Consider the following 23,681-nt stretch of genomic DNA (forward strand, 5'->3'; position numbering starts at 1 on the left):
GCGGTCACATAGAGGGAATGTGCCGCCATGCTCGCGCGCGCGAGGTGGGATGTAATTTTGACGAGGCAAAAACAAACCGCCCGAAGGCGGTTAAGGCAGGCACCAGGGCGTTACCCCTGCTTATTTCCCCGCCGTCGTTTCTGGTATTGGCCGTCTTGCTCATACCGGCCCAGGAGGTTTACGGGGGCTTTGCTGTTCCTAACGTTGCACCGCACTTGCGGACGCCTGCAGCACCAATCAGATGTCGGGCATAACTACCCAGCTCAACGGCGGTACCAATTGAGCTGGTAGGTTCTACCTTCTTCCGGGATCTGCGCGATTGGCCAACGAAGACAGGTGAGATACAAACGCGCCGGCTTGGTTGGACTTTGGCGAGTCTTCTGTACCAAGTAAGCCGACCCGCCAGGTGTCACTATAAAATCACCAACGCTTAGACCTTCAGCACCATCTATATACAGCTTGCACGGGGTGAATGGCAGACGGCGGGCGGAACCAGATCCCATGGTTAGCTCCTAACTTTCACTTCTGCAGCAGCTTGAAGTGTTCTTCGGCGGCCTTGGCGCTTGCGCCTGCCTTGTTCATATCAATGAAGTTCTGGGCCCGCTCCAGGTTGCGGCGACGGGTTTGGGCGTTGTAGTGCAGCAGGATCTGCCGTTGCGTCATACGCCCGATGCGCTCGGCATCGCCATAGCCGGCCGAGATCAGGACGGCGTAGACGTCGCTCCAGCGCGGCGCATGGCCCGCAGCCTTTCGCTGAGCAGCTGGCCCGCTGCACTGCGCACGAAAAAAGGGCCGAGCACCCCCCACCACACCAGCATCAGGTTGTGGCCGTGCTCATGGCCGAGACCGGCTACCCATTCAACGGGCTGATCACAGGCGGCGGCCATCAGCTGCGGCAGCGCGTCGGCATGTTGCACCAGCAGATCCAGGATCTGCTCCAGGTCGGGCAACTCGCCCTCGGCCAGCACCGGCTTCAGGGTCTCGATCAACGGCGCATACAGCGGCCGCAGCTTGAGCCCCTCGACGAAGCCATACTCGCGCACCACCAACTGGCGACCGGCGATGGTGACCTCGCGCTCCGGGTGGAGCACCTCCAGGTCATCGGCGCCAGGGGCGGCGACTGGCGCCGCCTCCTTTACCTTGCGCGCCATGCTTACTGATCCTGCCATTGCACGTTGCCGAAGCCGTGCATGTTGCTGCCGTTGGCGTTGGCCGGGTCATACAGCACGCTGCCGGTCATGCTCAGCTGCCCGTACTCGTCGTGGATCAGGCCGAGGTCGCCGACCGGGTCGAAGCTGACGCGGTACAGGTCGAGCAGCACCGGGCGGTTGTTCTCGGTATTGATGCCGTCCAGATACAGCCAACGCTCTGGCGGCGTCTCGGCGAAGATCGACAGCGACTGCGCAGCGGCGTAGCTGTAGGCGGCACTGAACGGAGGGGTAACGCCGGTCAGCGAGCCCAGGCGGATCAAGCCAGCATTGGGCGACTCGACGGTGTGCGGCACTGGTGCCGGGGTGCCGGCGCTGTCGGTGATCACCACACTGCTGACGAAGCCCTTGTCCAAGCGCACCAGGTCGCCCGCAACAATACCGGTGGGCAGAACCTCACCCGTGGCCGAACCGGCGGTAACCGGCACCGATTTGCCGTGCAGGCCCAGGATCAGGTTCTCCAGAATCCATTCATCCAGCGACAGGGTGATGTTGGCCGTCTTGCCACGGCGCAGGCGGCCATACGGTAGACGATTGCCACTGAAAGACTCGGTCTTGTTGGTGGTCTCGGTCTGGAACTGCACCGAACAGGCCGGCGCGTTGCCCACCCAGATGGATTTCACCAGCTTGCCCTGGGCCGAACGCTCGCCGAGGTAGATCTTGCCCTGGAAGGAAAAGAGATCAGACATGGGTTACTCCTTGGCCTGCGGCTGCTCAGAGCCGGCGATGACCTTGTTGGCGATCAGCCAATCCCGCTCTGCGGCATTGACGCGAATCTTGTCGCCCTTCTTGAACGGCTCACCCTTGTGGGTGTGCGGCTTCTCCAGGGTGACTTCTACGAGGGTCGGCGCGGCGGCCGGGGCGTTGCTGTTGCTCTTGCTCATGGGGTTACGCCTATGAAGTGTTGGGTCTGGTAAACATCCGTCCACAGCAGCGTGCTGGCGTCGTAGTCCAGCACGTCGCCCTGGAGGAACTGAAACGGCCGCCCGCCAATGATGTCCGGCGTCCAGCCCATCAGCGCGTCGCGCACCTTGCCGAGCAGCGGCGTCAGTTCCTCCACCGTCTCGGCACCTCGGGTGTCGCGGTAGTTGCGCACTGCCAAAACCACCCCGACCGTGGCCAGGGCGCGCTGGCGGCCAGCCTTGGGCGGCTCACCGTCGCCACGCTCACGCACCAGCAACGCGAACGCGCAAGGGGTACGGAAGTCGCGCAGACTGGTCACCGCGCCGTACTCGGCGACGCCCTCGACGCTCTGCAGCTCGGGCACCTCGGCGCGCAGGCGGGCGATGACCAGGTTGATGTCGAAAGGGGCGCTCATCAGAAGCTCCGCCGGTTTTTGCGATCGAAGACACTTGGCGCTGAATCGAAGCGCACATCGATGGTGCTCGGGTTGTTCTGGATGGGGTCCAACGCGCCCAGGCTGAACTTGCCCTGGGCGATCAGCTCCAGGAACTTCAACGCATCGCGATAGGCCCGCACGATGGGGTCGTTATCCTCACGGCCTTGGCGATCCTTGTGCAGCAGATAGCGGGCGATATCGCGCACCCAGCCTGTCACCAGCTCAGGTACCGGGCTCAGCGGCAGGCCATAGCCGCGCCGCGCAAGGTAGCCATCCACCAGACCCTCGGCCTGGCGCACAGCGTCTTCGATTCGTTGCAGGGCATCATCCGCCGAGGCCACCTGCGGTGCCGTCCAGCTGCTGCGATCGGCGCCGCGCAGGGTGGCCTCCATCAACTCGGCAGGCACAATCGCCAGGTGTGCTGCGGTGGCCACCTGGGCCAGTTCGCGAGCACCGGGGCGTTCGGCCAGTTGATCGGCGGTGATGTACTGCATGGGTTACTCCACGCGCTCGCCGACACTGCCGGAGAAGATGCCGCGCTCAACCTTGAGGTTGGGCTCGTTCTCCAGCTGCTCGATCTGCTCGGCCGTCAGCGCGTCCAGGGCAATGCCGAAGCCTTCACGGGTGAAGCGAAAACCGCAGCGGCGGAAGCCCTGCTCGGGAATCGCCTCGACCCAAAGCCCCTCGTAGTCGCCATCGTCGCCCAGGCCATCAACAGCATCAGTGGCACTGCCACCTGCAGGCGATGCTGCTGCCTGCGCCTCCGCACCTGGTTGAGTCACAACGGCATCGCCCACAGACGCCTGGGGCGCGGCAGATGCCGGTTGGCTGGTGTCGGCCGCCTTATCAGGCGCGGCCGGGGCGGTATCGGTCGGGGCGTCCTGCCCCATGGAACCGTTCTCCAGAACGGATGCTTCATTCGCAGGTTGTTCGGTGCTGGCCGGCTCGTTCACCTGAGTCGGTGCAGCATTTTCGGTAGATGCCGCCGGCTGGGTGGCCAGCTGTTCGGCGGCTGCAGGGGCAGCCGCTGGGGCTGCCTTATCTGCGCTCTTGGTGGGCGCCTTTGCAGGCGCCTTGGCGGTCGATTTATTAGCCATGCATCACCCCATCAGGCCAGCCACGGGGTGACGAGCACGTCGACCACGTCGCGGTTGATGTTGGTGGCGCCGGCGGCGTTGCGCTCGGCCTTGACCACTTCCAGGGCAGTAGCACGCATGCTTGGCGGCACTACCAGCAGCTTCGGACGGATACCCAGCGGACGCGCGTTGTCGCCCTTGAGTTCCTGCATGGCGGCATAGGCCGCGTTGAAGCTGTCGGCATCCAACGCTTCCTTGGAGGCATAGGCCAGCTGCCACAGGCCATAACCAACGTTCAGGCGTGCATCCACGCCCCATACGAACTCCTTGCGGTCGAACACGTTGGAGTCGGTCTCGCCGGTCTTGGAAACGAACTGATAGTTCTTGCGCTTCTGCAGAATGATGGGCCGCATCATGCGAGTGACGTCCAGCAAGAACCACGCCGTACCGCTACCACCCTGGAAGTTGCTCACCGACGTTTCCTGGCCGTTGGCGCCGATCACCGGATGGTCGGTATCGAAGAAGAACTGGCCGTCATAGCACTTGCCGGTGAAACCGTTTTTCAGATGGGCATAAACCAGCTCGGCCGGGTGCTCCTTGGCGTCCTGGCCCAGTTGCGCCATCAGGGTGTTGTAGGTGCCGTACTGATCGTCCTCGATCGCCTCGCGGGGCACGCCCACGGTGTTCTCGAACGTCTTGTTCTTGATGCTGTAGTCATGCAGCGCCAGGTTCTGGATCACGCGGTCGCCCAGCCACTCACGGAAGCGGGTGGTAGCGCCCAGCCAGCCGTAGGTTTCGATGGCGGTGCCGGACTGCACCTCCATCACGATCTGGTCATAGTCGATCACTGCGCCCTGGAATGCGCCCTGGAACGACGCCTTGTAGCCGGTGTGCAGGATGGCGAGGTTTTGCTTGTTGATGATCATCTGAGTCTTGCTCCTTAGATCTCGACCCAGACGCCATCGCTATCCACATCGCGGATAACGCCGGCAACCGAGCGGGTGTTGGTGGCGGAGGTCTTGGCGACCGTCTGGTCGTCGACGATGTAGGCCGTGGCGCCGATATCGGCACGGGTGATCTCGTCGGCCGAGGCGCTGTTGACGAACGGGAACACGCCACGGCGGGTTTCCACGCGCAGATCACCGGCACTGCCGGCCGAGTTGTCGACGTACTCCTGCGCCACGCCCCGAGCCTTCAGGGTGGTGGCGGTGCTGCCCGGCACGGCGTAGCCCGAGGCGTTGATGCACACCAGGGCGCCGGCAAAAATCTTGGTGCTGGCGGCTACCGGGTCGGAGTACTGCACGCCATCACGGCGCTTGGTGTTGCGATCTTTGGTCAGCGCAGTCATGGCTTATTGCTCCTCGACCTTGGCGGCCTTGAACTGTTCGGCGGTCAGGCCCATGGCCGAGCACACAGCCAGCTCTTCCTGGGTCAGACCGGTTTTCTCGTCCGCCACCGGCGGTTTGCCTCCGGTCTGGCTACCGGCGATGGCCGCGATGGGTTGCGCCTTATCCAGGTAGGCAGTCAGCGCTGCGCGGTTGCTCTTGCCGAGGTCACGCGCCCACTCTTCCATGGTCTTGTGCAGGCGCCCGTCTTCCAGGGCGCCTTGGATCTGGCTGTCGAGATCCTTCTCGTCGCGCTCACCCAGGCGGGCGGTCAGCGCTGCCATATCGGCCTTGAGTCCTTCGACGACCGACAACGGCACGAACTGCGACGGGTCGACGCTGGTGGCGGCCTTGGCCTTGAGGCCGGTGCAGGCTGCCAGCATGGCTTCGCCACCGGCCTTTTCATCCAGGCCCAGCAGCTTGCGCAGGTTGGTGGTGTGGGCGGAGAGCGCGGCGACTGCCTGCTCTTCGGTGGTGTTCTCGGCCAGGCCGAGGGCGGCGATCAGCGCCAGCAGCAATTGGTTCACGGGGTTTTCCTCTGGGGAGTCATCGAAACAGCCGAACGACGCGGCGGCGCGCAGGCTGAGTTCCTGCATGCCGTCGATTGCCGGGGCATTGGTGAGCGCGCCCATCTGCACGTCCAGGACGTCGCCGGTGGTCGGGTGGTAAAGGAACACGGGGGAGAAATACTGGTACTCGCCCTCGGCGATGTACTCGGCAGCGCGACGAGTGAGCTGCACCTGCGCGAACAGGCCTTCACCCTCGCGCCATTGCAGATCCAGATACCAGCCAGCAGCAGGCGCTGCCTGTCCGTTCTCTTCCTTGAGCAGGGTCTGGTGCTCGTAGTCGACTACTCGCTTGTTCTTGCGAGCGTGGAAGCGCTCGATGACCTTGGTGGCCACCGCCTGGTTGATGTGCCAGGACGGCACCTTGATCTCGCGGCCATCAGCCGGCAGGAAATGGCCAGCCGGGGTCACCTGAACCCAGATGGTGTTGTCGGCAGCCGGCGCCCCCAGTACGAAACTGCAGGCGGCAAGTGCAACGGCGAGAGGGAGGCGTTTTGTCTTCATGCCGGCAGCTTGGCGTTGCAGGCCTGCCAAGTAATTTTGACGGGGCAAAAATCTCGCCAGGGCTGGCGAGGGTGCTACGGGTAGGGAAAACAGCCCGGCGCGGGGCCGGGCTGGGAGGTTCAGCGCACGCGCAGGGCGTGGTCGGCAGGGTAGTCCAGCAGGGCCAGGGTGTTGTGCAGCGCCTGGTCGGCCAGCTCCTGCACCTTGTAGGCCTGCTGCTCCAGGTCGCCGGCCAGCACGTCCACCAGTTGGCACAGGTCGCTGCGCGACACGTGGTCGAGCATAGCCGGGGTTTCGTCGCCTTCGGCATCCACCGGCAGCGGCACGGCCAGCAGTTGTTTCAGCGCGCTCAGGGCGCCCATGCGCTCGGCCAGGCGCCGCGCGGCAAAGGCATTGATGGCGGCCACTTGGTCGGGGCGCAGCTCATGCAGGCTCATTGCTCACCATCCTTGCTGCTCAGCGGCAGCAGGGCGACGGCGGCGGCCTGTTGCAGGTGCCGGCCAATGCGGTCGAGCTGGTCGGCCAGCGGCTGGTTGTGCGCCGAGTTGCAGAAGCGCTGGGCCAACCGCTGTTGCTGCTCGATCAGCCGCGCCTGCTCGTTCTGCAGGTGCTTAACCGCCACAGCGGCGAGCAGCTCGGGGCTGCACTGTGGTTCGCCAGCCGCCGGGGAAAACTGATACTTGGCATGCAGCAGCAGGTTGATGGCGGCAGCGGATAGCCCCACCTCAGCGGCAATGGCCCGCTGCCGCCAGCCGGCGACGAACAGCTCCAGCACCTGGCGTTCCATGGCACGGGTGATCAGCACCCGGCCGTTCGCGCCGCGCACCGGCGCGGCCGGCGTAGGTGCCGGCTGGGCGGCCAGCACCTGCTTGGCCCATACGCGGAACTCCTTGGCGCGGGCGGTATTGGCGAAAAAGCCGAGCAGGATGCAGCCGCTGGAGGAGAAAAGACGGGTGTTTGGATTGCCTCGGGAATTCGTCGCCAAAACGGCGACGAATGTATCCGCCTCGGTGAACTCGTCGCTATGCGTATTGAAGAGCTTGATGACGCCCTTGCGGGCGTTGTCTGGCGCGTAGCCAAGGGCCAGGCCGATCTGCTCAGCAGTCAGCCAGCGCTGGCCGTTGCGGTCGATCACGTCGAGGCGGGTGTCGCGGAAGGTAAGAGCGGTCATGGTGGGACTCCGTAAGGTTCAGTCAATGCCTGATGGATTAGTAGCCCATCAGGTGGTCGGGACTCAACTAGGGCCTTACGGACCCCTGGCGCTTCTTCCCCCGAAGGGTGTTGTATCCGCGCTCTCATCCCGACCGTAAAAATGCAAACGCCAGCCCGAGGGCTGGCGGCAGGCGGCGTGGTCAGTGCCGTGGCTGCCGTAAGGTTTAGTGCTTTTACCCTAGCCCAGCGTTGCCGCCTTGGCAACAGCTTTACCATTTTCGCTGTTTTGCCGGTTTTCCCAGGCTGTAGCCCAAAACTCACTCCAGGCCTGATGCAGAGCCGTGTTTATAAACGCCCAAACAGCCCCGGAAAGGGCCAGAGGCAGCCCGACGCGTACAACGGCAGCCCCCTGGGGGGCTTAAAACGCTTCTACGGGCCTTTGCGGCGGTTTGCGGTTTTCAGCCCTGCAAACGGGCCTGCAGGTGATCGCGGGCGATGGCGATGATCTCCGCTGCGTCATCATCGGAGATACCGAGGAACGGCCGCGCCGGAATGTCGCCCCAGGGGATGGGCGCGCCGCGACGGGTTTTGCCGAAGGCGCCCTTGAGCGCGCCGAACTGATGCACCGCACCGTATACCCGATCGGTGCCCACCAGCAGGGTGGCGCCTTCGACCTGCGGGAAGATCTGCCGCACAAGATCGCCACGCCGCTGCAGGATCTTGCCAGGGTTCGGCGACTTGGTTTCCAGGTAGCGCGGGCTGAGCGTCTTCCAGGTCTGGCCATCCGGCCCGCGTTGCGCGCTGAAGCGGTCGCGGGTGCTGTTGACCAGCGCCTCGCCGATGTCCAGCAGCATCGGCCTTGGGTCCGTCAGCTCGGCCAGGGCGCCTCGAATCGCCGACAGTACGGCAGCGTTGTCGAACTCCAGCTCTACCCGCGCGCCGCTCACAGCTCGCCCTCCAGCAGCACCAGTTGCCCGGCCTGCAGGCGACGACGCACCGCAGCGATATCCAGCGCCTGTTGCACGCTGTTGGCCACGGCATCGCCGCTCACCTGGTAGCGCACGGCCAGGGCCAGGTCATCACCATACACATACACCAGGCTGTTACTGCCGGCATCGAGCAGCACCGCATTCGGCCGGGCCAGGGCGGTGGGGACGTTACCGAAGCGCTCGGCGGCGACGGCACGCGCATCGCGCGCCTTGCCGGCCAGCATGCGCAGCATGGCCACGTCGCTGATGCCGATCACCGCCGTCACCGGCGTTACCCCGGCGCCGGCCAGGCCGGTGACCAGGTTCGGGCTGATGCTGCCCACCAGCATGCTGCGGCCGCGATCGGCGCCGTCCATCACCACGTCATCAAGCATGCGGCGCCAGTCGTTGTCGATGGCACGGCTTACTGCACCGTGCTCGAGCAGCTGCTGCGCCATGCTCGCGGCCGGCGCCGCCGGCAGGCGTTCGGTCTTGCTCATGCTGAGTTGCACCTGGCGCTCCAGGGCGCTGCGACCTGGTGCATAGCCCCAGCCGGGGTCGATGCCCTCGGGCACCTCGACCACTTCGCCCTTGTACTCGATGCGCCGCGGCTTGCTGGCCGGTGCCTCGTCCGGGCCAGCCTTGCCCAGGCGCTTGAGGTCGCGCTCGTTCAGGGCGCGCACGCGGCACTGGCAGCCCCAGCCGTTCGGCGGGTAATGGGTTTGCCACCAGGGATCGTCCGCCGGGATCACCAGGCCGTGCCAAGCCTCATGCTCGGGGCGCGGGGTGATCACCGCATCGCTGTGCTCGTACATCCAGTAGGGCCGCGTGGCCTTCACCTCCTGCAGCTGCTGGTAGCGGCCGGCGGCGTAGCTGGTGCGCAGGTTGGTCTCGTAGATCACCCGCGAGCGCCAGGCGCGGCCGCCATCGGGCTGCCAGCCGTAGTTATCGAGCACCGCGAAAAAGTCCTCGCGGAAGGCCTCCAGGGTGTCGCCGTTGTCCAGGGCGCTCTGCAGCACCTGCTGAATATCCGCCACCATGTCGGCGCGGTGAGCCCCGGCCACCACGAAGGCGTGGTCATGCGCGGCGCCGCGCACGGCGAAGTAGTCCACGCTCGGCATCTTGCGGCGCAGGAACTCGTTCTGCTCACGGAACGGCAGGCTGCCGTAGCTGGCGGGAGTGGCCATCAGCGCACCTCGTCCTCGATGTCGTTACGCCCGGCCAGGTCGGCGGCAGTGAGCGCCTCGGCCATCAGCTCGGCGTACTGGTCCAGGCTCAACTGCGGGGCCAGCTCCAGCAGCCCGGCCTGGATGGCCTGCAGCGAGCCGGCCTCGGCCACCAGCGCCTGCAGCTGTTCGGCCCACTCTGCCACGGCCGGCTGCAGGTCGGCCTGCAGGCGCGGCGACATGGCTTCGGCGGGGTCGTTGGGGGCTGCGCGGCGCTGCTGGGCAGTGGCTGCAGCGCGGCGCGGTGGCGGCTCATCAGCTGGTGGCGTGACTGGCTCGGCCTGCAGCTGCAGCACGTCCTCGTTCTCGGCCGGCTCGGGGATTGCCACCCGCTCCTGAGCCCACTGGCGCGGGATCTTGAAACCCAGCTTGACCAACTGCGGCAGCGAGTCGGCGTAGGCCTTCAGATCCTCCGGTTCCTGGGTCGGGAACACCAGGCGCGGGCAGCGCTTCCAGCTGTCAGCCAGGCCATTGAGCACGGCGATCGGGTACACCAGGTCACGGCTGATCGTAGCGGCCAACTGCTTGGCGTCGGAGTCGCGCAGGTCGAGGCGCACCTCGTTGTGCACGTTGCCCAGGGCGTTGGTGTTGGTGCCATCGCCGGTACCGCTGGTGAGCGTGCCGCCCAGGATGGCCTTGCTCTGGGTGCGTTCGCACCAGTCGATCATCAGCTTGAACGCAGCCGGGTCACCTTCGGCGGCGTTGAGGAACTCCATCTCCATGCCGATCGGAATGATGCCAGCGGCGCTGTGGCCGAGCTGGGCCAGGGCACGCAGCAGGGTCAGTTTCTCCTTCTCGGTGGCGCCGCCTGGGTACTTGCCCACGCGCATCGGGATGCCGTAGATCTCCAGGAACTCGGCCAGGTCACCCACGCTGTAGTTCTTGAACAGGTACGGCCACACCAGCACGCGGAACAGTGCGCTGCGCTCCAGGTAGCCGCTCTTGGACTTATGCACGTGGGTGATCCAGCCGAATGGCTGCAGGGGCTCACCGCCCATCGAGCCGCGTAGGCGGATCTCCTGGCGACGCTCGCCGCGGGTGAGCTGGAACCAGGTCTGCGGCCGGTGATCGATTGCACGCGGCAGCCAGTCGCCATCGACCCGGTGCCAGCCGTCGAACTCCAGACAGGCAAAGCCTTTGCCAATGGCGTCGGTCACGTCGAACAGCATCGCCTCGAAGTCATCCAGCCCGGCCAGCATCGACTGGAGTGCGGTGGCGGCTTCTTTCTCCTTGGCGGTGGGGTTGTCTGGCGGCACGATCTGCCAGTCCAGCTGGGCCACGGCGCGGCGCCGCTTGTCCATCTCGGCGAACACGTGGCCGTCCTTCTCCTCGATGTCCTCGAACAGCTCGTACTGGGCGATCACGTCGCCTTGTTCGGCCTGATCGAGGATCTGCGCCAGCTTGCTCGGCGTCAGGCCGCGCGAGGGGTGGTTGCCCACTTCGTGGTGCAGGCTGGTGATATGGGCGGTCTGCGGCTCGCGGATCTCGGCCAGGCGGATCGGCTGGCCGTCTGGGCCCAGGATGCGGGATGTGGTCACCATGATGTGCTTGGCTCCGGTAATTGGATGTCGTCGTCTTCGTTGGCCACGTTGTCGAAGCCGCGACTATGGCGAGGCAGCATGGTCGCCTCGATGATGCCGCCCTGCATGAAGCTGGCCCGCACGGCCATGGCCAGGGAGATGGCCGAGTCGCCGTGGCGCTTGGCCTTCGAGCTGGTGCTCTCCAGATCCTTGGTACGGCCCTTGTCGATCACCGGTACGCCTTTCTCGACCTTGATCGAGAGCAGGTCATCGAGCGTCGTCTGGTGCCGCGGGATCTGCAGGTTGAAGGCCTCGAACTCGCCCTTGAGCTTGGGCATCCACTCGGCGTACCAGGCCAGCGACAGCGCCACCTGGTCGACCATGGTGCTGCCGTACTTCAGCGCGGCCTGTTCGGCCAGGTACCCACCGTTGCCGGTGGCGTCGAACGCCAGGCCGGTCAGGCGCGGCAGGCGATCGCAGATGAAGAACATCACCTGCCGCTGCGCCTCGTAGGTGAGGTTGCGCAGTTCCACCTGGAACGGCACACGCTTGCGCAGCAACGGGTCGATCTGCAGGGGCGTGAACACGGTGAGGTCGCCACGGCGGGCGAAGTCCTCACCGAAGGTGTGGCGGTTGCGGTCGCTGAGGCGGGCCAGCTCGGGCTGCAAGTTCTCCTCACACCAGGCGCGCACCTCGGCCTCGCGGTGTTCCGGCGTCCACTCCTCGAAGCCTTGCGGGGCCTCGTAGCGGTAGATGCGGATCGAGCGATCGGCAACCATCGCCGCCTCGATCAGCACGCGGCTCAGGTAGGCGCCGCCGCTCTTCTTCGGCACACAGCCGTACTCTTCCTCGGCCGACTCGATGTTGGGGGCGTTCTTGTACAGGCCATCGCGCCAGGCCTTCTCGGCCTCGGGCGACCAGGTCTGGCCGGTGACGTAGCAGATGCGCTTGTACAGACCCTCGGCGATCGCACTGTCGAGAGTAATGCGATGGATGCTGTAGTCCTTGCGGCCCTCGCGGGCGTCCTGGATGTAGGTGTTGAAGGGGTTGTCGACGCCGTTATGGGTGCTGATCAAGCGCACCTTGTTGCCCCACATGGTCAGCGCCAAGGCCGCCTTCAGCAGCTCTTCCAGAGACTCATGGAACGCCGCCTCGTCGATCACCACGTCGCCCTGCAAGCCGCGCAGGTTGCTCGGCCGGCTGCTCAGCGCCTGGATCTTCCGCCCCGTTTTCGGGAAGCGGATCATGTAGGTGAGGATCTCTTCCTTCTTGCCGTCGTCCCAGAAGGTCTGCTCGTAGACGTCGGCCTCGGCCAGCTCGTTGAATGCCTTGGCGAACAGCGCGCAGGCGGCGATGTACTCAAGCGCCATCTCCTGCTTGCTGCCCACGTAGAAGGTATTGCAACCACCACGGCGGCGCGGCTTGGCTGCGTTGACGACGTTGCGGCCTGCTTCGGCCCAGGTGATCCCCGTTCGGCGAGACTTCTCGCCGATCATGATCTGGCTTTCATCCTCAAACCAGCGGCGCTGGTATGGCAGGAATACTGGTTCGTCTTCCGGCTGGGCTTCGCCGATATCCTGGGGTACGTCGACGCCGAGTAGCTCCATCTCCTCTGCGAGATCGATCTTGCGCGGCGCGCTGGTGGCAGTGAGCCCCTTACCCAGGTTGGCGGTGGTGGTTTGCATGGCCATCAGCGCTGACCTCGCTGCCGGTCTCGACCACCGACCTGCAGCCTCATTTCCGCCTCAAATTCCCGACACTTGTACGGCTCGTCGCGCTGAGCTGCTATGCGCTTTGCCATGTAGGTTAAGCCTGTGCGGCGCGCTTTCATGATCACGGTATTCATCACGCTTTCCCCAGCAGAATGCCGCGAATGCGGTTTTCGAGCTGCTCGCTCATGCCATCGCTGCCACGCTGTTCTTCCAGGCGCTGCTCCTGCTCAGCCAACAGCGCCTCGCGGGCTTCACGCTCGATCGCCTTGCGCTCCTCGCGGCTGGCCTTGCTGGCCTGCAGCACGTCCTTTGCAGCGCGGGCCAGCTTGCGCACGTCGTCGATCGTGGTCTCGTCGTCGATCTGCGCGCCCAGGGCGGCGTGCGTGGTCAGGGTCTGGATCGACTGCACCATCAGTGCGCCGGCCTTGTCGTTGGGGTTCTCGCCCAGCTCCTCGACCAGCAGGCTGGCCATGGCCTGCTGCTCGCGCAGCCGCTTGGCCATCTCGTCGAAGCTGACCTTGTAGCGGCCAATCGCCGAACGGCTGGGCTTGTCCGCGCTGGGGAAGTGCTCGTGCAGATCCTCGATCAGCTCGTCCAGGGTGAGGCGCCGCTCGCGCAGGCGCTTCTCGATGTGCGTGCGGACTGCCGGCTCTAGCCGGTCGATGCTCGACTTGCGCCCCATGCTCAGGGCCTCGGCTTGCTGACGCCCGGAACCGATGCGCGGCCGGCAGCCACGTCGCCACCGCGCTCGGTCAGGGTCACGACCAGGACGGAGCCGATATCGTCGATCGACACCAGGCCCTGTTCGCCGAGCCAGGTCAGGTCGCCCTTCACCTGGTCGCGGCTCGGGTGGTGCCCGAACTGGCCCAGCAGGTTGGCGATCACCGAGGAGTTGGAGCGGAACTGCGGCAGCTCAGAGAGGATGCGCAGCATCACCAGGCGCTGATCCTGGCGCAGGTAGTCAGAAAATGGCGTAGTCATTGCGGCCTCGCGTTCAACAGGTAGTCATTGATTCGGTCGACCGATCTGGCCAAAGGGGCCAGTTCTCGGGCCACCCCCGCAAGCTCGGCTTTGATCGCCTTCATATCGCCGGCCAGATCGGCCAGCTGCTTGCCATCAGGTAGATGATCCATGCGCTGCTCCAGCACCAGGATGCGGTTGCCGTGGTCGCGCAGGCGCCCGGCCAACTCTTCGGCCTCGGCCCGAGAACTGGCGCGGCGCGCCGCGGTAATCGAGAACACCCCGACAATCAGGGTGAAAAGGAACTGGCCAAGCCGCAGGGCGAAGTCCATATCCATCTAGCGTTTCTCCTGCAGGTAATTCACCAGGTCCACCAGCCGGCCAGCGCACTCGCCGTACTGGTCATAAAGCTCCTTGAGCGCCACCACGGCGGCGTCGGCGCTGTTGTCGTGCGGTTCAACGGGTGGCGGGCATTGACGTGCGTACTCCGCTGGCAGCGGCCTCGGCGGCTCGACGACGCGCGTCGTCGAGCTGCTGCATGACGCCAGCATCGAACACACAGCCAGCACGCTGAGTCGCAGTAGTAGCGAGCGCATGGCGGATCTCCTTGGTGGTCTGTGCGTCCGCCTGGCGGCGTGCGCTGATGGTCTTGCCCAGCTCCTGGCTGGCTGCGTTGGCGTCGGCGATCAGCCCCTTGGTGCTGTCGATCACGCCCTCCAGGGCGTCGAGCTGGGCCTGCTGGCACGCCTCGGCTGCAGCTGCCTTGCCCTCGGCGTAGCCCAGGTCATAGGCAGTGCTTGCAGCCAGCAACCAGGTCACGGCTAGGGCGATCCCCAGCCCGACCAGGGCGCTGAGTGCAATCACGATTCGGTTGATCATCGCCGCCCCTTACGCCTGAACTTGCGCGGTAGTCGCGGTGCGTGGCGCTCGCGGGGCGGCGGCGATGCGAACAGCTCGGCGGCAGCCAACCAGTTCCGGGAGCAGGCGGCAGGCGAACTGCTGGTCAACGTGGCGAGCAGAAACAGCGTCGGGATCTTCATGGCGGCTATACCTCTCGGCGCACACGCCAGGCCCCCAGCCGGCAGCCATGTACATCGGCTCCCAGCGCAGCAGGATGGCGCGCGGGTAATGGCGGTTCTCGCGGAAGTTGGCAGCCGAGCGGCCAGCGTTGTGCCGCTCGACGGAATCGAACCAGGCCAGCGGATCGGCGCCCTTTGCCGATGCCAGACGTCGGTCACGATTCACCCAGCCATTGCCGCCGTTGTAGCCGGCCAGCACGAAGGCCCAGCGGTCACACTCGCTAACGGCCTGGTTTCGCTCGTAGAGCCAGCGGTCGAACGCCACCATGGCCCGCAGTGCCCACCCTGGGTTGTACGGCTGCGCCGGGCCCAGGCTGCGTGGGTAGATCTCGGCCATCCAGTCCGCCGTAGCCGGCATGAACTGCGCCAGGCCCTCGGCGCCCACAGGCGACCGGGCATTCACCCGCCAGGCGCTCTCCTGATGCACCTGGGCGGCGAACGTCGCCACAGGCGCCCCCAGGCCCCATTCGGCATGCGCAGCGCGCACCAGGGTGCGGCGGTGCTGCTCGGCAGCGGTGGGAATGCTGGCGGCATCGGCCGTGGGCACGATGAAGAAACCGACTGCGAACACCAGCAGGATCAGCGGCCACAGGAACAGGCGCGGCTCAACCATCCAGATGATCGCCAGGTCATTGCCGGCCTCGGCCAGCCAACGCTTGAGGCGGCCCATGATCAGAGCCCCAGCGTCAGGCCGAGGATGCACGCCAGCACGATCAATGCGCGTCGCAGCCAGGCACCAACGATATGAATGCCCCCGATGCACTCATGCGGCCGGGCTTCGGTCAGGAACACCGCGCGGTCGATGTAGTAACCCAGCACGGCGCCGAGCGTCACCAGGCTGGCCTTGTACAGCACCACTTGCAGTTGCTCGGGCCGCACGAACCAGATGGCGGTCAGCAGCATCAGGGAGATAACAGCGAAAACGGTCATGCGCGGCAGTAGGCGGCGCTTGGGCTTGCAGGCTTGAGACATGATTGCGCTCCGAGGTTGGCCAATCCCTGGCCGTTGCTGTGCTCATACCGGCAGTCCGACCGGGGGAGAGATCACAGCTTCGCCTCGCGCGCGCGCGGAGTAATTTGGACGCGGCAAAAATCGAAAGGGCGCCATTGCGGCGCCCTATCACTTAATCACTTACATGCATTCTCGGTTGTCAGCGAAAAGATTGCTTTCCTCGCATTTCACCAACCACCGCCGCAGCCCTGTATTCATGTTCAGCTGCCAAACGGCGCGCTTGGTTTCCACCTGTTCGTCCGTCAAAGGCAGGCCACTTGGCGCTTGGCCAACCCAGTAGTGAACCTGACAGACAGGCTTGCCTGCGCAAGCATCGGCTACTGCTAAGCGGTAAACATCCTCGTTCTCGGCTTGCTCAGGCGACACAGACACTAGGGTCATGAGACCTGCCTTACCACTCACACTGTAGTCGGCAGCTAACAGCCAACAGGGGGCGCCCATTGCGATTGCGCTTAATCCCAGGGCCAGTATTCTCGTTTTCATCGTTCTATCCTTCACATCCACCTCCTTGCTAATCAACGCGCCCGCTGCGCCATCCATTAACGTCTGCGGCGCAGTTCGGCCTCAATCGTGTCGATATACGCCTGACTATCCCTCATAAGCCGTCCTTCGACCCGGCGAATCCGCATCATCCAGGTCGTCAGAATGGCCATGAGAACAATCAAGGGAGCTAGCACATAGGGCATGGTTTGCGGGCCCAGGCGCCACAACCACCCACTGAGCAAACCGATAGCCATCAGCACAAGCATTAGCATCAGAAGCAGGCAGGGCGCATTCAGCCAGAAGCCACGCCAGCCGCTCCACCACTGCGCCTTCCAATGAGCCAAATGGCTGAGCAATTCGGAAACCGCCAGATCCCCCCAGGTGCGCGTCCTTTCCTGCGGGTGAAACACGATCTGGGTACCGCCCAGCGAGATGTTTCCAGAGTTATTACCGCCTACCGTGATCGAGATCGAGCGTTCCTTTCCATCCTTGGGCAGCGCGTCAATCTCCTTACCCAACAGCTCGGAAAGCCTCTGCAGATCATCTTCCTTCACATCTCACTCCTTATGCGCCGTGCGCTAACGGTTTACTACCAACTTCAAAATCCGTTCGACCTTGGGCTCATCCAGGGCGGGCTCATCTGCCAACACGTTGTAGACCTCTGCCGCAACCACCACCAGGCGGCTTGCCGGCCAACGGCGCCCGGCCTGCGCGGCGTGGGCCTCAAGCAGGTCAAGGATGCGCGCGAGTCGTTCTGAATCAATCTGCGGCAAGGCAGCAGAGTTCGTGACCGGATTTGCACTTTCGGTCATATACGCAGACGTCTGCGCATTTGACTCACTGGTCACAATAAGACCGCGAACGCCTGTTACGACATACAGCACGTCCAATCCATGCCCAGCCCAAGCAGCCAGCACGGTTGCATTTGGCGCTGCCGTGCCCTTTTCCCAGTTGATCTGCGAGTGCTTGGAAGCCCCAGCCAAAGCGGCAAAGTCGGTTTGGCTGTAGCCCAGGCGCTCACGCTCGGCCTTAAGCCGTCCGCCAAGGTTCATAAATATCTACCAATGGCTTGACTAGTAGAGAATTATCTACCATCATCAGCCCAACAAAACACAAACATCATTCAGCAACCATCAAGGAGCCACCGCCATGGCTACCCAGAAGGCACTGACCCCTGACCAGGTCAAACAGCGATTCCGCCAGCGCGGCATCACCATCACCCAGTGGGCCGAAGAGCACGGCTACAAGCGCAACGCCGTGTACCGCGTACTCAACGGCTTCGACAAAGCCAACTACGGCCAGGCCCACGAAATCGCCGTGGCCCTCGGCCTCAAGTCCGGCGAGCCAGTCGCCGCTTAACCCCACCAACCACAACAGCAGCGAGGGTCACCGCCATGACCGACAAGCCGCAACTTATGACCGAGGAGATCGAAATGATCCCCCATCCTATGGACGCCTGGCGCGCCGCGCTCAACGCGCTGATCGCCTGCGCACCGGGTGACAGTGCCGCCATCGCCGTACACCTGGCCGAAGCCCGCCAGCAGGCCCTGGTGTTCGTCGACCGCACTGCTGCCACCGAAGGCACCCGCCAGCTGGTCGACCGCCTGATGCTGATTGGCGCCGGCCGCATCGTCGGTGATCGCCTGCTGGCACAAAGTGCCCCTGCAACTGTTGCCGCCCTCAACCGCCGCGTTACCGGCCGGCTGACCGTAGTGGTCAACGGCACGGACTACGACGTATCCGCCATGCCCGGCGTGATGGTGGGCGACATGATCCGCGTCGATCCCAACAACATGCCGCCGGTGCTCAAACGTGATGCCTTCGGCCTCGGTTATGAGCAGCAAAAGGTGCACCTCCTGGCTGCCGCCACCCGCGCCAACGGCAAGTGCCTGCTGACTGACCGCGAGGCTGAAATCATCAGTCAGGATCTCGTGGCAGGCGTTCGCCAACACCGCGCAGAACCTCAGTCATCGCCATCAAGCTGCGCTGCCACTGCGGCTCAGAACGGGCAGTGCACATCGCATCAAGGTCAGCGCAAAGCTCATCAATGTGCAGTTGCTGCCCCTCTGCCAAGTATCGAACCAGCACCACTAGAGCCGCCCGCGTCGCCGCAGTCTCCATCTCGTGCTGCTCACGTAGCTCAGCGATTTCTCGCCGTAGATCCTGATCGCTCATAAGCGTTCTCCGTTGGTGAATGTACCCCAACAGACTGGCCCGTTGGTAACGACATTGCCAAGGGTGAAACAGAGTTTTTGATTGGAAGCCGCAGCAGACGGCCCAAAGGAGCCCCATCCAATGATCCGCCGCAATTGGAAACACTGGGTACCGCGCTCGCCCGCTGAGGCTATGAGCGGCTGCGCCGAGCATGCAATGCAGCGCCATAACCGCGGGATCGAGCGGCTTGCCACAGACCATCTGTGCCAGAACAACGCCAGCTCGCTCTACAAGTGGATGGGCAATGGCCGCCTGCCGCTGACCATGGTGCTGCCATTGGAGAAAGCCTGCGGCCTGCCGCTGATTACCCGCTACCTAGCCGCTGCCCACGGCAAGTTGCTGGTGGATATCCCCGTGGGTAAGGCCTGCAACGCCAGCGACCTGCAGCAGCTGCAGGGCGTGTTGCACAGCGCCACCGGCGCGTTGATGGCCTTCTACGACGGCAAGCAAACCGCCGAGCAAACGCTGGACGCCATCCGCGCCGGCCTCGAATCCCTCGCCTGGCACCACGGCAACGTCGCTCAGGCGCAAACCCCTCAACTCGACTTTGGAGTGGCTGACGATGAATAAGGCCATCGATATCCGCGCGCTGCTGCGTCGCCTTGACGCACAGGCCCTGGAGCAGCTTTGCCAGGAGGTTACACGCCTGGACGAAGAGAACGCCCGCCTGCGTGCCGAGCTGGCCCGCATGGAGGAGTGCGCCGAAGGCTGGCGTGACGAGGCCATGAGCCTGCACGAGCAATTGGCGACGGCCCTCGATGGCCAGCCCGGCATCAACCAATCCGGCGCCCTGGTCGTCGTCCCGATGGAGCGCTGCGCATGACCACCAAACGCACCAACGACAGCGCCCGGCGCGTGCTGCGCGTACTCAACGCGCTGCGCGGCCACACCCTCACGGGCCTGAGCAACACCGAACTGGCCAAGGGCCTGGGCGAGAGCCCGGCCAACATCACCCGCTACATGGACACCCTGATCGAGGCCGGCTACGCCACGCGCCTGGATACCGGCCGCTTCGCCCCCAGCATCGCCTTCTTGAAGTACGCCATGGCCACCGCCGAGGAGCTGCAGCGCGGCCAGGCCCGTATCACTGAAATCCAGGCGCGCATCAGCGCCCATTAACAACAGGAGCACCACGATGAACTACAAAAAACTGGCCCAGCACCTGCTACGCGGCGGCGACCGCCACAGCAGCGTCTACGTCGAGGGGCTCTGCGCCGCACTCAAACTGCGCATAACAGGTGAGCCCACCACCATCAGCTACCCGCAGGGCTCGTTGGAGTTCGACGCCTACTACTACGGCTGCCGCCGTGGCGCCGACGAGTTCCGCAATGCCCTGGTCGAGGCCAATGGCAACCGCAACGAGGCCATCGAACGCCTGCGCGAGCTGGCCGGTGATCTGGCGCGGAGGGCTGCCTGATGGCTCGCAAACCCAACGCCACCATCGAGCTGGCTGACGATATCGCCATCGGCTCAGGCCTCAGTGCGGCCCAACACCTGGCTGCCGAGCACAACCTGCAGGTAGTACGCCAGTTCGGCGACGGCCAGCCCTATGAGCGCGAGCGCGTGATCAACGAGGTGCGCTTTTTCTTGGGCACCGCTGCCGAGGCCATGCTCGAAGCCGGCAAACGCCTGGTCGAACTCAAAGAGTTCGAGGGGCACGGTGCGTTCGTGTCTATCTGCGAAGAGCGCCTCGGTCTGAGCCCGCGCACGGCTCAGCAGATGATGCAGGCAGCCATCAAGTACCTGTCTCCCGCACTGGAGAAACATGCCGCGCAGTTGCAAGGACTGGGCAAAGCCAAGCTCATCGAGCTGCTGGCTGAAGATGACGAGGATCTCGCCGCCCTGGCCGAGGGTGGCACCGTAGCCGGGCTGGAGCTGGACGAAGTCGAGCGCATGTCCTGCCGCGAACTGCGCAAAGCCCTGCGCGACGCGCGCGAGGACAAAACCGCCCAAGGCCGGGTGATGGCCGACAAGGACGCCAAGATCAACGAGCTGTCCACCCAGCTCGCCAAAAAACCCGTGGTCGAGGTCAAGCCCCTGGACGAGCAGCTCAAGGAGCTGCGCCTGGAGGCCACCGCCAAGGCCGGCGCCGCCGAGGCGGCTATCAGCGGCGCGCTGTACCCGGCCATTCACCTGCTGATGCAGCACGAAGGCGCCGACCAGCGCGTGTTTGCCGCCGGCCTGCTGGCTCAGGTGGAGCAAGCGCTGCTGGAGATCCGCGCGGAGTACGGCATCGACGCCGCCCCGGTGGCCAGCACGGCACCGCGCTGGATGCAGGACGGCGCCGAGGATGAAGTGGCCGCTGCCCTGGCTGCCGAGCAGGGAGCCTGACCCATGAGCGCCGTGATGACCCAACGCCTGGTGGATCTGGCCCGCGATATCGAGCGCGCCCCGCACGGCAGCAAAACCCAACTGTGCAAGGCCGCAGCGGCCGACCTGGGCATCACCCTCGCCACCGTTTACCGCAAATTGCAGGAGGTCACCGTGACCCCATCACGCAAACGCCGCGCCGATGCCGGTACATCGGCTCTGGAGCGGCACGAAGCGGAGCTGATCAGCGCCGTGATGATCCAGTCCATCCGCGACAATGACAAACAGCTCAGCACCCTGGAGCGTGCCGTGGAGCGGCTACGCAGTAACGGCCACATCGTTGCAGGCCGGGTGGATACCGACAGCGGGGTGATCACGCCGCTGTCGCTCGATGCCATCGCCCGCGCCCTGCGCGCCTACGGCCTGCACCCGGATCAGATCCTGCGCCCGGCGCCTGCCGTGGAGCTGGCCAGCCTGCACCCGAACCACGTTTGGCAGATCGACGCCTCGATCTCCACCCAGTTCTACCTGGCCGACGACGGCGCCCGCACCATGCCCAAGGCCGAGTTCTACGACGGCAAGCCAGAGAACCTCAAGCGCATCGAGAAGCAGCGCCTGTGGCGCTACGTGATCACCGACCACACCAGCGGCACCCTCTACGTGCATTACGTGCTGGGCGCCGAGAGCGCGGAGAACCTCTGCCATGTGCTGATCAGCGCCATGGTCAAGCGCGGCGAGCATGACCCGTTCCACGGCGTGCCGTTCATGATCATGACCGACCCCGGCGCGGCGATGACCTCCTCGATGTTCCGCAACCTGTGCCGGGCGCTGTCCATCGAGCTGATCATCAACAAGGTCGGCAACGCCCGCGCCAAGGGCCAGGTGGAGCAGGCCCACAACATCGTCGAACGTGAGTTCGAGTCTGGCCTGCGCCTCATGGACAAACCCAGCACCCTGGAGGCCATCAACGGCCTGGCCGGGCGCTGGATGCGGCACTACAACGCCACCGCCATCCACACCCGCCACAAGCGCAGCCGCTATGGCCTGTGGATGACCATTGCCGCCGAGCACCTGCGCATTGCCCCGCCTGCCGAGGTGTGCCGTGAGCTGGCCATCGCTGCGCCCGAGAAGCGCAAGGTCACCGCCAAGCTGCGCGTGCCGTTCCGGGGCGCGGAGTACTGCATCGCCAGCGTGCCGGGCCTGATGGTCGGCGACACCGTGCTGATCACCCGCAACCCGTTCCGCGACGAGAGCAGCGCGCAGCTGGTGGTCACCGGCGCCGATGGCCGCGAGCACTTCCACGTCATCGAGCGCGTCGAGAAGGACGACTACGGCTTCGCAGCCAACGCCGCCACCCGCCGCGAGATCGGCGCCGGCTACAACGCCATGGCTGAGAGCCAGGCCGAGCAGGCCAAGAAGGTGCTGGACCAGATCGCCACCGGCACCGACAGCGTCGAGGCTGCCGAGCAGGCCAAAAAGGCCAAGGTCACGCCGTTCGGCGGCACCATTGACCCGTTCAAGGAACAAGCCAACACCAGCCTGCCGACCTACCTGCCCAAGCGCGGCACCGAGCTGGAAACCCGCGTCACCGTGGCCACGGTCGAGATCAAGCCGCTCACCGTTATCGAAGCCGCCAAGGCCCTGCGCGCCCGCATGGGCAGCGCCTGGAACGCCGAGCACCTGGCCACGCTCAAGGCCGACTACCCCAACGGCGTACCCGAAGCCGAGCTGGACGCCATCCATACGCGCCTGACCGCGCCTACACGCCCAGGCCTGCGCCTGGTTGGGGGTGAGTGATGAAACGCCTCAAGAACGTGCTGGCCAGCGTAGGCAAGGGTCAGGCCGACCTGGCCAGGGCGGTGAAGCTCAGCCCGGCTGCCATCGCCCAACTGATCAACCACGGTCAGTGGCCCAAGAGCATCCCGGTGAACCAGCTGGCCTGGGCCATCACCGAGTACCTGATGCAGCAAGGCGCGGAGTTCGACGCTGTGCGCGCCGCGTTTGAAGAGATGGAGCCTGCGCGCGCCAACGCGCAGGCCCCTGCAACCCCGGAAAACCACGAAGAAACCCAGGAGTGCCCCGACATGCTAATGGCTAAACAAGTGCTACGACCAGACACCAAGCGCGCTTTCGGCTTGCACCGCGACCCGTTCGACGAGCTGAAGGGCGCCGAAGAGATGTATCTCAGCCCCGATATCCGCTACATCCGCGAGAGCATGTACCAGACCGCCCGGCATGACGGCTTCCTCGCCGTGGTGGGCGAATCCGGTGCCGGCAAAAGCACCCTGCGCCGCGACCTGGCGCACCGCCTGCGCAATGAGCCCGTCATCGTCATCGAACCCTACGTGCTGGGCATGGAGGACAACGACACCAAGGGCAAATCCCTGAAGGCCACCCACATTGCCGAGTCTGTGATGGCCGCTGTGGCACCGCTGGAGAAAGCCAAATCCAGCCCCGAGGCCCGCTTCGCGCAGATGCATGCCACCCTCAAGGCCAGCCACGGCGCCGGCTTCCGCCATGTGCTGATCATCGAGGAGGCGCACTCGCTGCCCATCCCCACGCTCAAGCACCTCAAGCGCATGCGTGACCAGCTCGAACATGGCTTCGACAAGCTCCTGTCCATCATCCTCATCGGCCAACCTGAACTGCTGATCAAACTGAGCCCGCGCAACGGCGACGTGCGCGAGGTGGCCCAGCGCATCGAGATCGCCCAGTTGCAGCCCATCACCGTCGGCGACCTGGAAGCGCACCTGGCGTTCCGCTGCAAGCACGCCGGCAAGCAGCTCGACGAGCTGATCGACGCCAGCGGCGTGCAGGCCATCATCGAGCGCCTGGGCAGCTCGGGTAAGGACGGTGCCAGCCAGCTCTACCCGCTGGCCATCGGCAACCTGTTCAACGCCGCGCTCAACCTCGCCGCCGAGATCGGCGAAAGCCGTATCACGGCTGACGTTGTGAAGGGGGTGTGAGC

General features: G+C 64.9%; 33 protein-coding genes and 1 pseudogene. 9 read left to right on the plus strand and 25 right to left on the minus strand.

Annotated elements, in window-relative coordinates; genetic code table 11:
• Positions 1–519: 519 nt before the first annotated feature.
• The 25 genes and pseudogenes from N5J71_RS00820 to N5J71_RS22390 all read right to left on the minus strand — a co-directional run bounded on the left by N5J71_RS00820 (position 520) and on the right by N5J71_RS22390 (position 17,241).
• Positions 520–663: a hypothetical protein gene (locus N5J71_RS00820; RefSeq protein ID WP_279916104.1), complete on the minus strand. Its 144-nt coding sequence runs from the start codon at positions 661–663 to the stop codon at positions 520–522.
• 38 nt (positions 664–701) lie between these two features.
• Positions 702–1,151, minus strand: coding sequence for a DUF6631 family protein (locus N5J71_RS00825; RefSeq protein ID WP_279916105.1), 450 nt, complete (start codon positions 1,149–1,151; stop codon positions 702–704).
• A 2-nt stretch (positions 1,152–1,153) separates the two neighbouring features.
• The gene (locus tag N5J71_RS00830) at positions 1,154–1,897 is read right to left on the minus strand and encodes a phage tail tube protein (protein WP_279916106.1); all 744 of its coding nucleotides are present in this window, start codon (positions 1,895–1,897) and stop codon (positions 1,154–1,156) included.
• 3 nt (positions 1,898–1,900) lie between these two features.
• On the minus strand, positions 1,901–2,092 hold the full coding sequence (locus N5J71_RS00835; protein WP_279916107.1) for a DUF7210 family protein: 192 nt from the start codon (positions 2,090–2,092) through the stop codon (positions 1,901–1,903).
• Positions 2,089–2,526, minus strand: a complete 438-nt coding sequence (locus N5J71_RS00840; RefSeq protein ID WP_279916108.1) for a phage tail terminator protein — start codon at positions 2,524–2,526, stop codon at positions 2,089–2,091. The genes N5J71_RS00835 and N5J71_RS00840 overlap by 4 nt, the downstream gene beginning before the upstream one ends.
• Positions 2,526–3,041, minus strand: coding sequence for a gp436 family protein (locus N5J71_RS00845; protein ID WP_092374068.1), 516 nt, complete (start codon positions 3,039–3,041; stop codon positions 2,526–2,528). The genes N5J71_RS00840 and N5J71_RS00845 overlap by 1 nt, the downstream gene beginning before the upstream one ends.
• A gap of 3 nt (positions 3,042–3,044) precedes the next feature.
• Entirely contained in the window at positions 3,045–3,644 is a 600-nt protein-coding gene (locus N5J71_RS00850) for an HI1506-related protein (RefSeq protein WP_279916109.1), read from the minus strand.
• An 11-nt stretch (positions 3,645–3,655) separates the two neighbouring features.
• Positions 3,656–4,549 (minus strand): Mu-like prophage major head subunit gpT family protein, encoded by an 894-nt coding sequence (locus N5J71_RS00855; protein WP_267262458.1) that lies wholly within the window; start codon positions 4,547–4,549, stop codon positions 3,656–3,658.
• A gap of 14 nt (positions 4,550–4,563) precedes the next feature.
• Positions 4,564–4,971 (minus strand): hypothetical protein, encoded by a 408-nt coding sequence (locus tag N5J71_RS00860; protein WP_279916110.1) that lies wholly within the window; start codon positions 4,969–4,971, stop codon positions 4,564–4,566.
• Between the two features lie 3 nt (positions 4,972–4,974).
• Entirely contained in the window at positions 4,975–6,078 is a 1,104-nt protein-coding gene (locus N5J71_RS00865; protein WP_279916111.1) for a phage protease, read from the minus strand.
• A 119-nt stretch (positions 6,079–6,197) separates the two neighbouring features.
• Positions 6,198–6,515: a hypothetical protein gene (locus N5J71_RS00870; RefSeq protein ID WP_092376243.1), complete on the minus strand. Its 318-nt coding sequence runs from the start codon at positions 6,513–6,515 to the stop codon at positions 6,198–6,200.
• Positions 6,512–7,249 carry a BRO-N domain-containing protein gene (locus N5J71_RS00875; RefSeq protein ID WP_279916112.1) on the minus strand — a complete coding sequence of 246 codons (738 nt, stop codon included), beginning with the start codon at positions 7,247–7,249 and terminating at the stop codon, positions 6,512–6,514. The genes N5J71_RS00870 and N5J71_RS00875 overlap by 4 nt, the downstream gene beginning before the upstream one ends.
• Positions 7,250–7,688: 439 nt before the next feature.
• Positions 7,689–8,177, minus strand: a complete 489-nt coding sequence (locus tag N5J71_RS00880; protein ID WP_279916113.1) for a phage virion morphogenesis protein — start codon at positions 8,175–8,177, stop codon at positions 7,689–7,691.
• On the minus strand, positions 8,174–9,385 hold the full coding sequence (locus tag N5J71_RS00885; RefSeq protein WP_279916114.1) for a phage head morphogenesis protein: 1,212 nt from the start codon (positions 9,383–9,385) through the stop codon (positions 8,174–8,176). Before N5J71_RS00885 ends, N5J71_RS00880 begins: the two co-directional genes overlap by 4 nt.
• Entirely contained in the window at positions 9,385–10,965 is a 1,581-nt protein-coding gene (locus N5J71_RS00890; RefSeq protein WP_279916115.1) for a DUF935 domain-containing protein, read from the minus strand. Before N5J71_RS00890 ends, N5J71_RS00885 begins: the two co-directional genes overlap by 1 nt.
• Positions 10,959–12,635 carry a hypothetical protein gene (locus tag N5J71_RS00895; RefSeq protein WP_279916116.1) on the minus strand — a complete coding sequence of 559 codons (1,677 nt, stop codon included), beginning with the start codon at positions 12,633–12,635 and terminating at the stop codon, positions 10,959–10,961. Before N5J71_RS00895 ends, N5J71_RS00890 begins: the two co-directional genes overlap by 7 nt.
• A 154-nt stretch (positions 12,636–12,789) precedes the next feature.
• Entirely contained in the window at positions 12,790–13,338 is a 549-nt protein-coding gene (locus N5J71_RS00900; protein WP_279916117.1) for a phage protein Gp27 family protein, read from the minus strand.
• Between the two features lie 2 nt (positions 13,339–13,340).
• Positions 13,341–13,637 (minus strand): VpaChn25_0724 family phage protein, encoded by a 297-nt coding sequence (locus N5J71_RS00905; protein ID WP_279916118.1) that lies wholly within the window; start codon positions 13,635–13,637, stop codon positions 13,341–13,343.
• Complete coding sequence (locus N5J71_RS00910; protein ID WP_279916120.1) at positions 13,634–13,954, minus strand: DUF2730 family protein; 321 nt, start codon at positions 13,952–13,954, stop codon at positions 13,634–13,636. Before N5J71_RS00910 ends, N5J71_RS00905 begins: the two co-directional genes overlap by 4 nt.
• Positions 13,955–14,167 (minus strand): Rz1-like lysis system protein LysC, encoded by a 213-nt coding sequence (gene lysC, locus N5J71_RS22440; RefSeq protein ID WP_424960552.1) that lies wholly within the window; start codon positions 14,165–14,167, stop codon positions 13,955–13,957.
• On the minus strand, positions 14,073–14,495 hold the full coding sequence (locus N5J71_RS00915; RefSeq protein ID WP_279916122.1) for a hypothetical protein: 423 nt from the start codon (positions 14,493–14,495) through the stop codon (positions 14,073–14,075). The genes lysC and N5J71_RS00915 overlap by 95 nt, the downstream gene beginning before the upstream one ends.
• 168 nt (positions 14,496–14,663) lie before the next feature.
• A pseudogene (locus N5J71_RS00920) lies at positions 14,664–15,287 on the minus strand (transglycosylase SLT domain-containing protein); the annotation flags it as partial.
• Between the two features lie 80 nt (positions 15,288–15,367).
• Positions 15,368–15,667: a putative holin gene (locus tag N5J71_RS00925; protein ID WP_279916124.1), complete on the minus strand. Its 300-nt coding sequence runs from the start codon at positions 15,665–15,667 to the stop codon at positions 15,368–15,370.
• 578 nt (positions 15,668–16,245) lie between these two features.
• Positions 16,246–16,743, minus strand: a complete 498-nt coding sequence (locus N5J71_RS00930; RefSeq protein ID WP_279916125.1) for a hypothetical protein — start codon at positions 16,741–16,743, stop codon at positions 16,246–16,248.
• Between the two features lie 24 nt (positions 16,744–16,767).
• Complete coding sequence (locus tag N5J71_RS22390) at positions 16,768–17,241, minus strand: helix-turn-helix domain-containing protein (RefSeq protein WP_341793694.1); 474 nt, start codon at positions 17,239–17,241, stop codon at positions 16,768–16,770.
• Between the two features lie 97 nt (positions 17,242–17,338).
• On the opposite strand from N5J71_RS22390, the gene N5J71_RS00940 reads away from it, so the two are divergent.
• From N5J71_RS00940 to N5J71_RS00980, 9 genes are all read left to right on the plus strand, one after another.
• On the plus strand, positions 17,339–17,548 hold the full coding sequence (locus tag N5J71_RS00940; RefSeq protein WP_237856907.1) for a DNA-binding protein: 210 nt from the start codon (positions 17,339–17,341) through the stop codon (positions 17,546–17,548).
• Positions 17,549–17,583: 35 nt separating this feature from the next.
• A complete protein-coding gene (locus N5J71_RS00945; protein ID WP_279916126.1) occupies positions 17,584–18,366 on the plus strand; it encodes a hypothetical protein in 783 nt (260 codons plus the stop codon).
• A gap of 118 nt (positions 18,367–18,484) precedes the next feature.
• The gene (locus tag N5J71_RS00950) at positions 18,485–18,973 is read left to right on the plus strand and encodes a hypothetical protein (protein ID WP_279534337.1); all 489 of its coding nucleotides are present in this window, start codon (positions 18,485–18,487) and stop codon (positions 18,971–18,973) included.
• Positions 18,966–19,226, plus strand: coding sequence for a hypothetical protein (locus N5J71_RS00955; protein WP_279534336.1), 261 nt, complete (start codon positions 18,966–18,968; stop codon positions 19,224–19,226). Before N5J71_RS00950 ends, N5J71_RS00955 begins: the two co-directional genes overlap by 8 nt.
• On the plus strand, positions 19,223–19,522 hold the full coding sequence (locus N5J71_RS00960) for a helix-turn-helix domain-containing protein (protein ID WP_279534335.1): 300 nt from the start codon (positions 19,223–19,225) through the stop codon (positions 19,520–19,522). The genes N5J71_RS00955 and N5J71_RS00960 overlap by 4 nt, the downstream gene beginning before the upstream one ends.
• 16 nt (positions 19,523–19,538) lie before the next feature.
• A complete protein-coding gene (locus N5J71_RS00965) occupies positions 19,539–19,820 on the plus strand; it encodes a hypothetical protein (protein ID WP_279916127.1) in 282 nt (93 codons plus the stop codon).
• Positions 19,820–20,734, plus strand: a complete 915-nt coding sequence (locus tag N5J71_RS00970; protein WP_279916128.1) for a DUF3102 domain-containing protein — start codon at positions 19,820–19,822, stop codon at positions 20,732–20,734. Before N5J71_RS00965 ends, N5J71_RS00970 begins: the two co-directional genes overlap by 1 nt.
• A 3-nt stretch (positions 20,735–20,737) precedes the next feature.
• Positions 20,738–22,510, plus strand: coding sequence for a TnsB C-terminal domain-containing protein (locus N5J71_RS00975; RefSeq protein WP_279916129.1), 1,773 nt, complete (start codon positions 20,738–20,740; stop codon positions 22,508–22,510).
• On the plus strand, positions 22,510–23,679 hold the full coding sequence (locus tag N5J71_RS00980) for an ExeA family protein (RefSeq protein WP_279916130.1): 1,170 nt from the start codon (positions 22,510–22,512) through the stop codon (positions 23,677–23,679). The genes N5J71_RS00975 and N5J71_RS00980 overlap by 1 nt, the downstream gene beginning before the upstream one ends.
• Positions 23,680–23,681 lie beyond the last annotated feature (2 nt).

The sequence above is a fragment of the Ectopseudomonas oleovorans genome, from assembly GCF_029845265.1.
Classification (GTDB): domain Bacteria; phylum Pseudomonadota; class Gammaproteobacteria; order Pseudomonadales; family Pseudomonadaceae; genus Aquipseudomonas; species Aquipseudomonas oleovorans.

Excerpts from the sequence above, each read along its gene's own strand:
- N5J71_RS00820 (WP_279916104.1), bottom strand. The coding sequence starts at position 663 with ATGACGCAACGGCAGATCCTGCTGCACTACAACGCCCAAACCCGTCGC.
- N5J71_RS00825 (WP_279916105.1), bottom strand. The coding sequence starts at position 1,151 with ATGGCGCGCAAGGTAAAGGAGGCGGCGCCAGTCGCCGCCCCTGGCGCC.
- N5J71_RS00830 (WP_279916106.1), bottom strand. The coding sequence starts at position 1,897 with ATGTCTGATCTCTTTTCCTTCCAGGGCAAGATCTACCTCGGCGAGCGT.
- N5J71_RS00835 (WP_279916107.1), bottom strand. The coding sequence starts at position 2,092 with ATGAGCAAGAGCAACAGCAACGCCCCGGCCGCCGCGCCGACCCTCGTA.
- N5J71_RS00840 (WP_279916108.1), bottom strand. The coding sequence starts at position 2,526 with ATGAGCGCCCCTTTCGACATCAACCTGGTCATCGCCCGCCTGCGCGCC.
- N5J71_RS00845 (WP_092374068.1), bottom strand. The coding sequence starts at position 3,041 with ATGCAGTACATCACCGCCGATCAACTGGCCGAACGCCCCGGTGCTCGC.
- N5J71_RS00850 (WP_279916109.1), bottom strand. The coding sequence starts at position 3,644 with ATGGCTAATAAATCGACCGCCAAGGCGCCTGCAAAGGCGCCCACCAAG.
- N5J71_RS00855 (WP_267262458.1), bottom strand. The coding sequence starts at position 4,549 with ATGATCATCAACAAGCAAAACCTCGCCATCCTGCACACCGGCTACAAG.
- N5J71_RS00860 (WP_279916110.1), bottom strand. The coding sequence starts at position 4,971 with ATGACTGCGCTGACCAAAGATCGCAACACCAAGCGCCGTGATGGCGTG.
- N5J71_RS00865 (WP_279916111.1), bottom strand. The coding sequence starts at position 6,078 with ATGAAGACAAAACGCCTCCCTCTCGCCGTTGCACTTGCCGCCTGCAGT.
- N5J71_RS00870 (WP_092376243.1), bottom strand. The coding sequence starts at position 6,515 with ATGAGCCTGCATGAGCTGCGCCCCGACCAAGTGGCCGCCATCAATGCC.
- N5J71_RS00875 (WP_279916112.1), bottom strand. The coding sequence starts at position 7,249 with ATGACCGCTCTTACCTTCCGCGACACCCGCCTCGACGTGATCGACCGC.
- N5J71_RS00885 (WP_279916114.1), bottom strand. The coding sequence starts at position 9,385 with ATGGCCACTCCCGCCAGCTACGGCAGCCTGCCGTTCCGTGAGCAGAAC.
- N5J71_RS00890 (WP_279916115.1), bottom strand. The coding sequence starts at position 10,965 with ATGGTGACCACATCCCGCATCCTGGGCCCAGACGGCCAGCCGATCCGC.
- N5J71_RS00895 (WP_279916116.1), bottom strand. The coding sequence starts at position 12,635 with ATGGCCATGCAAACCACCACCGCCAACCTGGGTAAGGGGCTCACTGCC.
- N5J71_RS00900 (WP_279916117.1), bottom strand. The coding sequence starts at position 13,338 with ATGGGGCGCAAGTCGAGCATCGACCGGCTAGAGCCGGCAGTCCGCACG.
- N5J71_RS00905 (WP_279916118.1), bottom strand. The coding sequence starts at position 13,637 with ATGACTACGCCATTTTCTGACTACCTGCGCCAGGATCAGCGCCTGGTG.
- N5J71_RS00910 (WP_279916120.1), bottom strand. The coding sequence starts at position 13,954 with ATGGATATGGACTTCGCCCTGCGGCTTGGCCAGTTCCTTTTCACCCTG.
- lysC (WP_424960552.1), bottom strand. The coding sequence starts at position 14,167 with ATGCTGGCGTCATGCAGCAGCTCGACGACGCGCGTCGTCGAGCCGCCG.
- N5J71_RS00915 (WP_279916122.1), bottom strand. The coding sequence starts at position 14,495 with ATGATCAACCGAATCGTGATTGCACTCAGCGCCCTGGTCGGGCTGGGG.
- N5J71_RS00925 (WP_279916124.1), bottom strand. The coding sequence starts at position 15,667 with ATGTCTCAAGCCTGCAAGCCCAAGCGCCGCCTACTGCCGCGCATGACC.
- N5J71_RS22390 (WP_341793694.1), bottom strand. The coding sequence starts at position 17,241 with ATGAACCTTGGCGGACGGCTTAAGGCCGAGCGTGAGCGCCTGGGCTAC.
- N5J71_RS00940 (WP_237856907.1), top strand. The coding sequence starts at position 17,339 with ATGGCTACCCAGAAGGCACTGACCCCTGACCAGGTCAAACAGCGATTC.
- N5J71_RS00945 (WP_279916126.1), top strand. The coding sequence starts at position 17,584 with ATGACCGACAAGCCGCAACTTATGACCGAGGAGATCGAAATGATCCCC.
- N5J71_RS00950 (WP_279534337.1), top strand. The coding sequence starts at position 18,485 with ATGATCCGCCGCAATTGGAAACACTGGGTACCGCGCTCGCCCGCTGAG.
- N5J71_RS00955 (WP_279534336.1), top strand. The coding sequence starts at position 18,966 with ATGAATAAGGCCATCGATATCCGCGCGCTGCTGCGTCGCCTTGACGCA.
- N5J71_RS00960 (WP_279534335.1), top strand. The coding sequence starts at position 19,223 with ATGACCACCAAACGCACCAACGACAGCGCCCGGCGCGTGCTGCGCGTA.
- N5J71_RS00965 (WP_279916127.1), top strand. The coding sequence starts at position 19,539 with ATGAACTACAAAAAACTGGCCCAGCACCTGCTACGCGGCGGCGACCGC.
- N5J71_RS00970 (WP_279916128.1), top strand. The coding sequence starts at position 19,820 with ATGGCTCGCAAACCCAACGCCACCATCGAGCTGGCTGACGATATCGCC.
- N5J71_RS00975 (WP_279916129.1), top strand. The coding sequence starts at position 20,738 with ATGAGCGCCGTGATGACCCAACGCCTGGTGGATCTGGCCCGCGATATC.
- N5J71_RS00980 (WP_279916130.1), top strand. The coding sequence starts at position 22,510 with ATGAAACGCCTCAAGAACGTGCTGGCCAGCGTAGGCAAGGGTCAGGCC.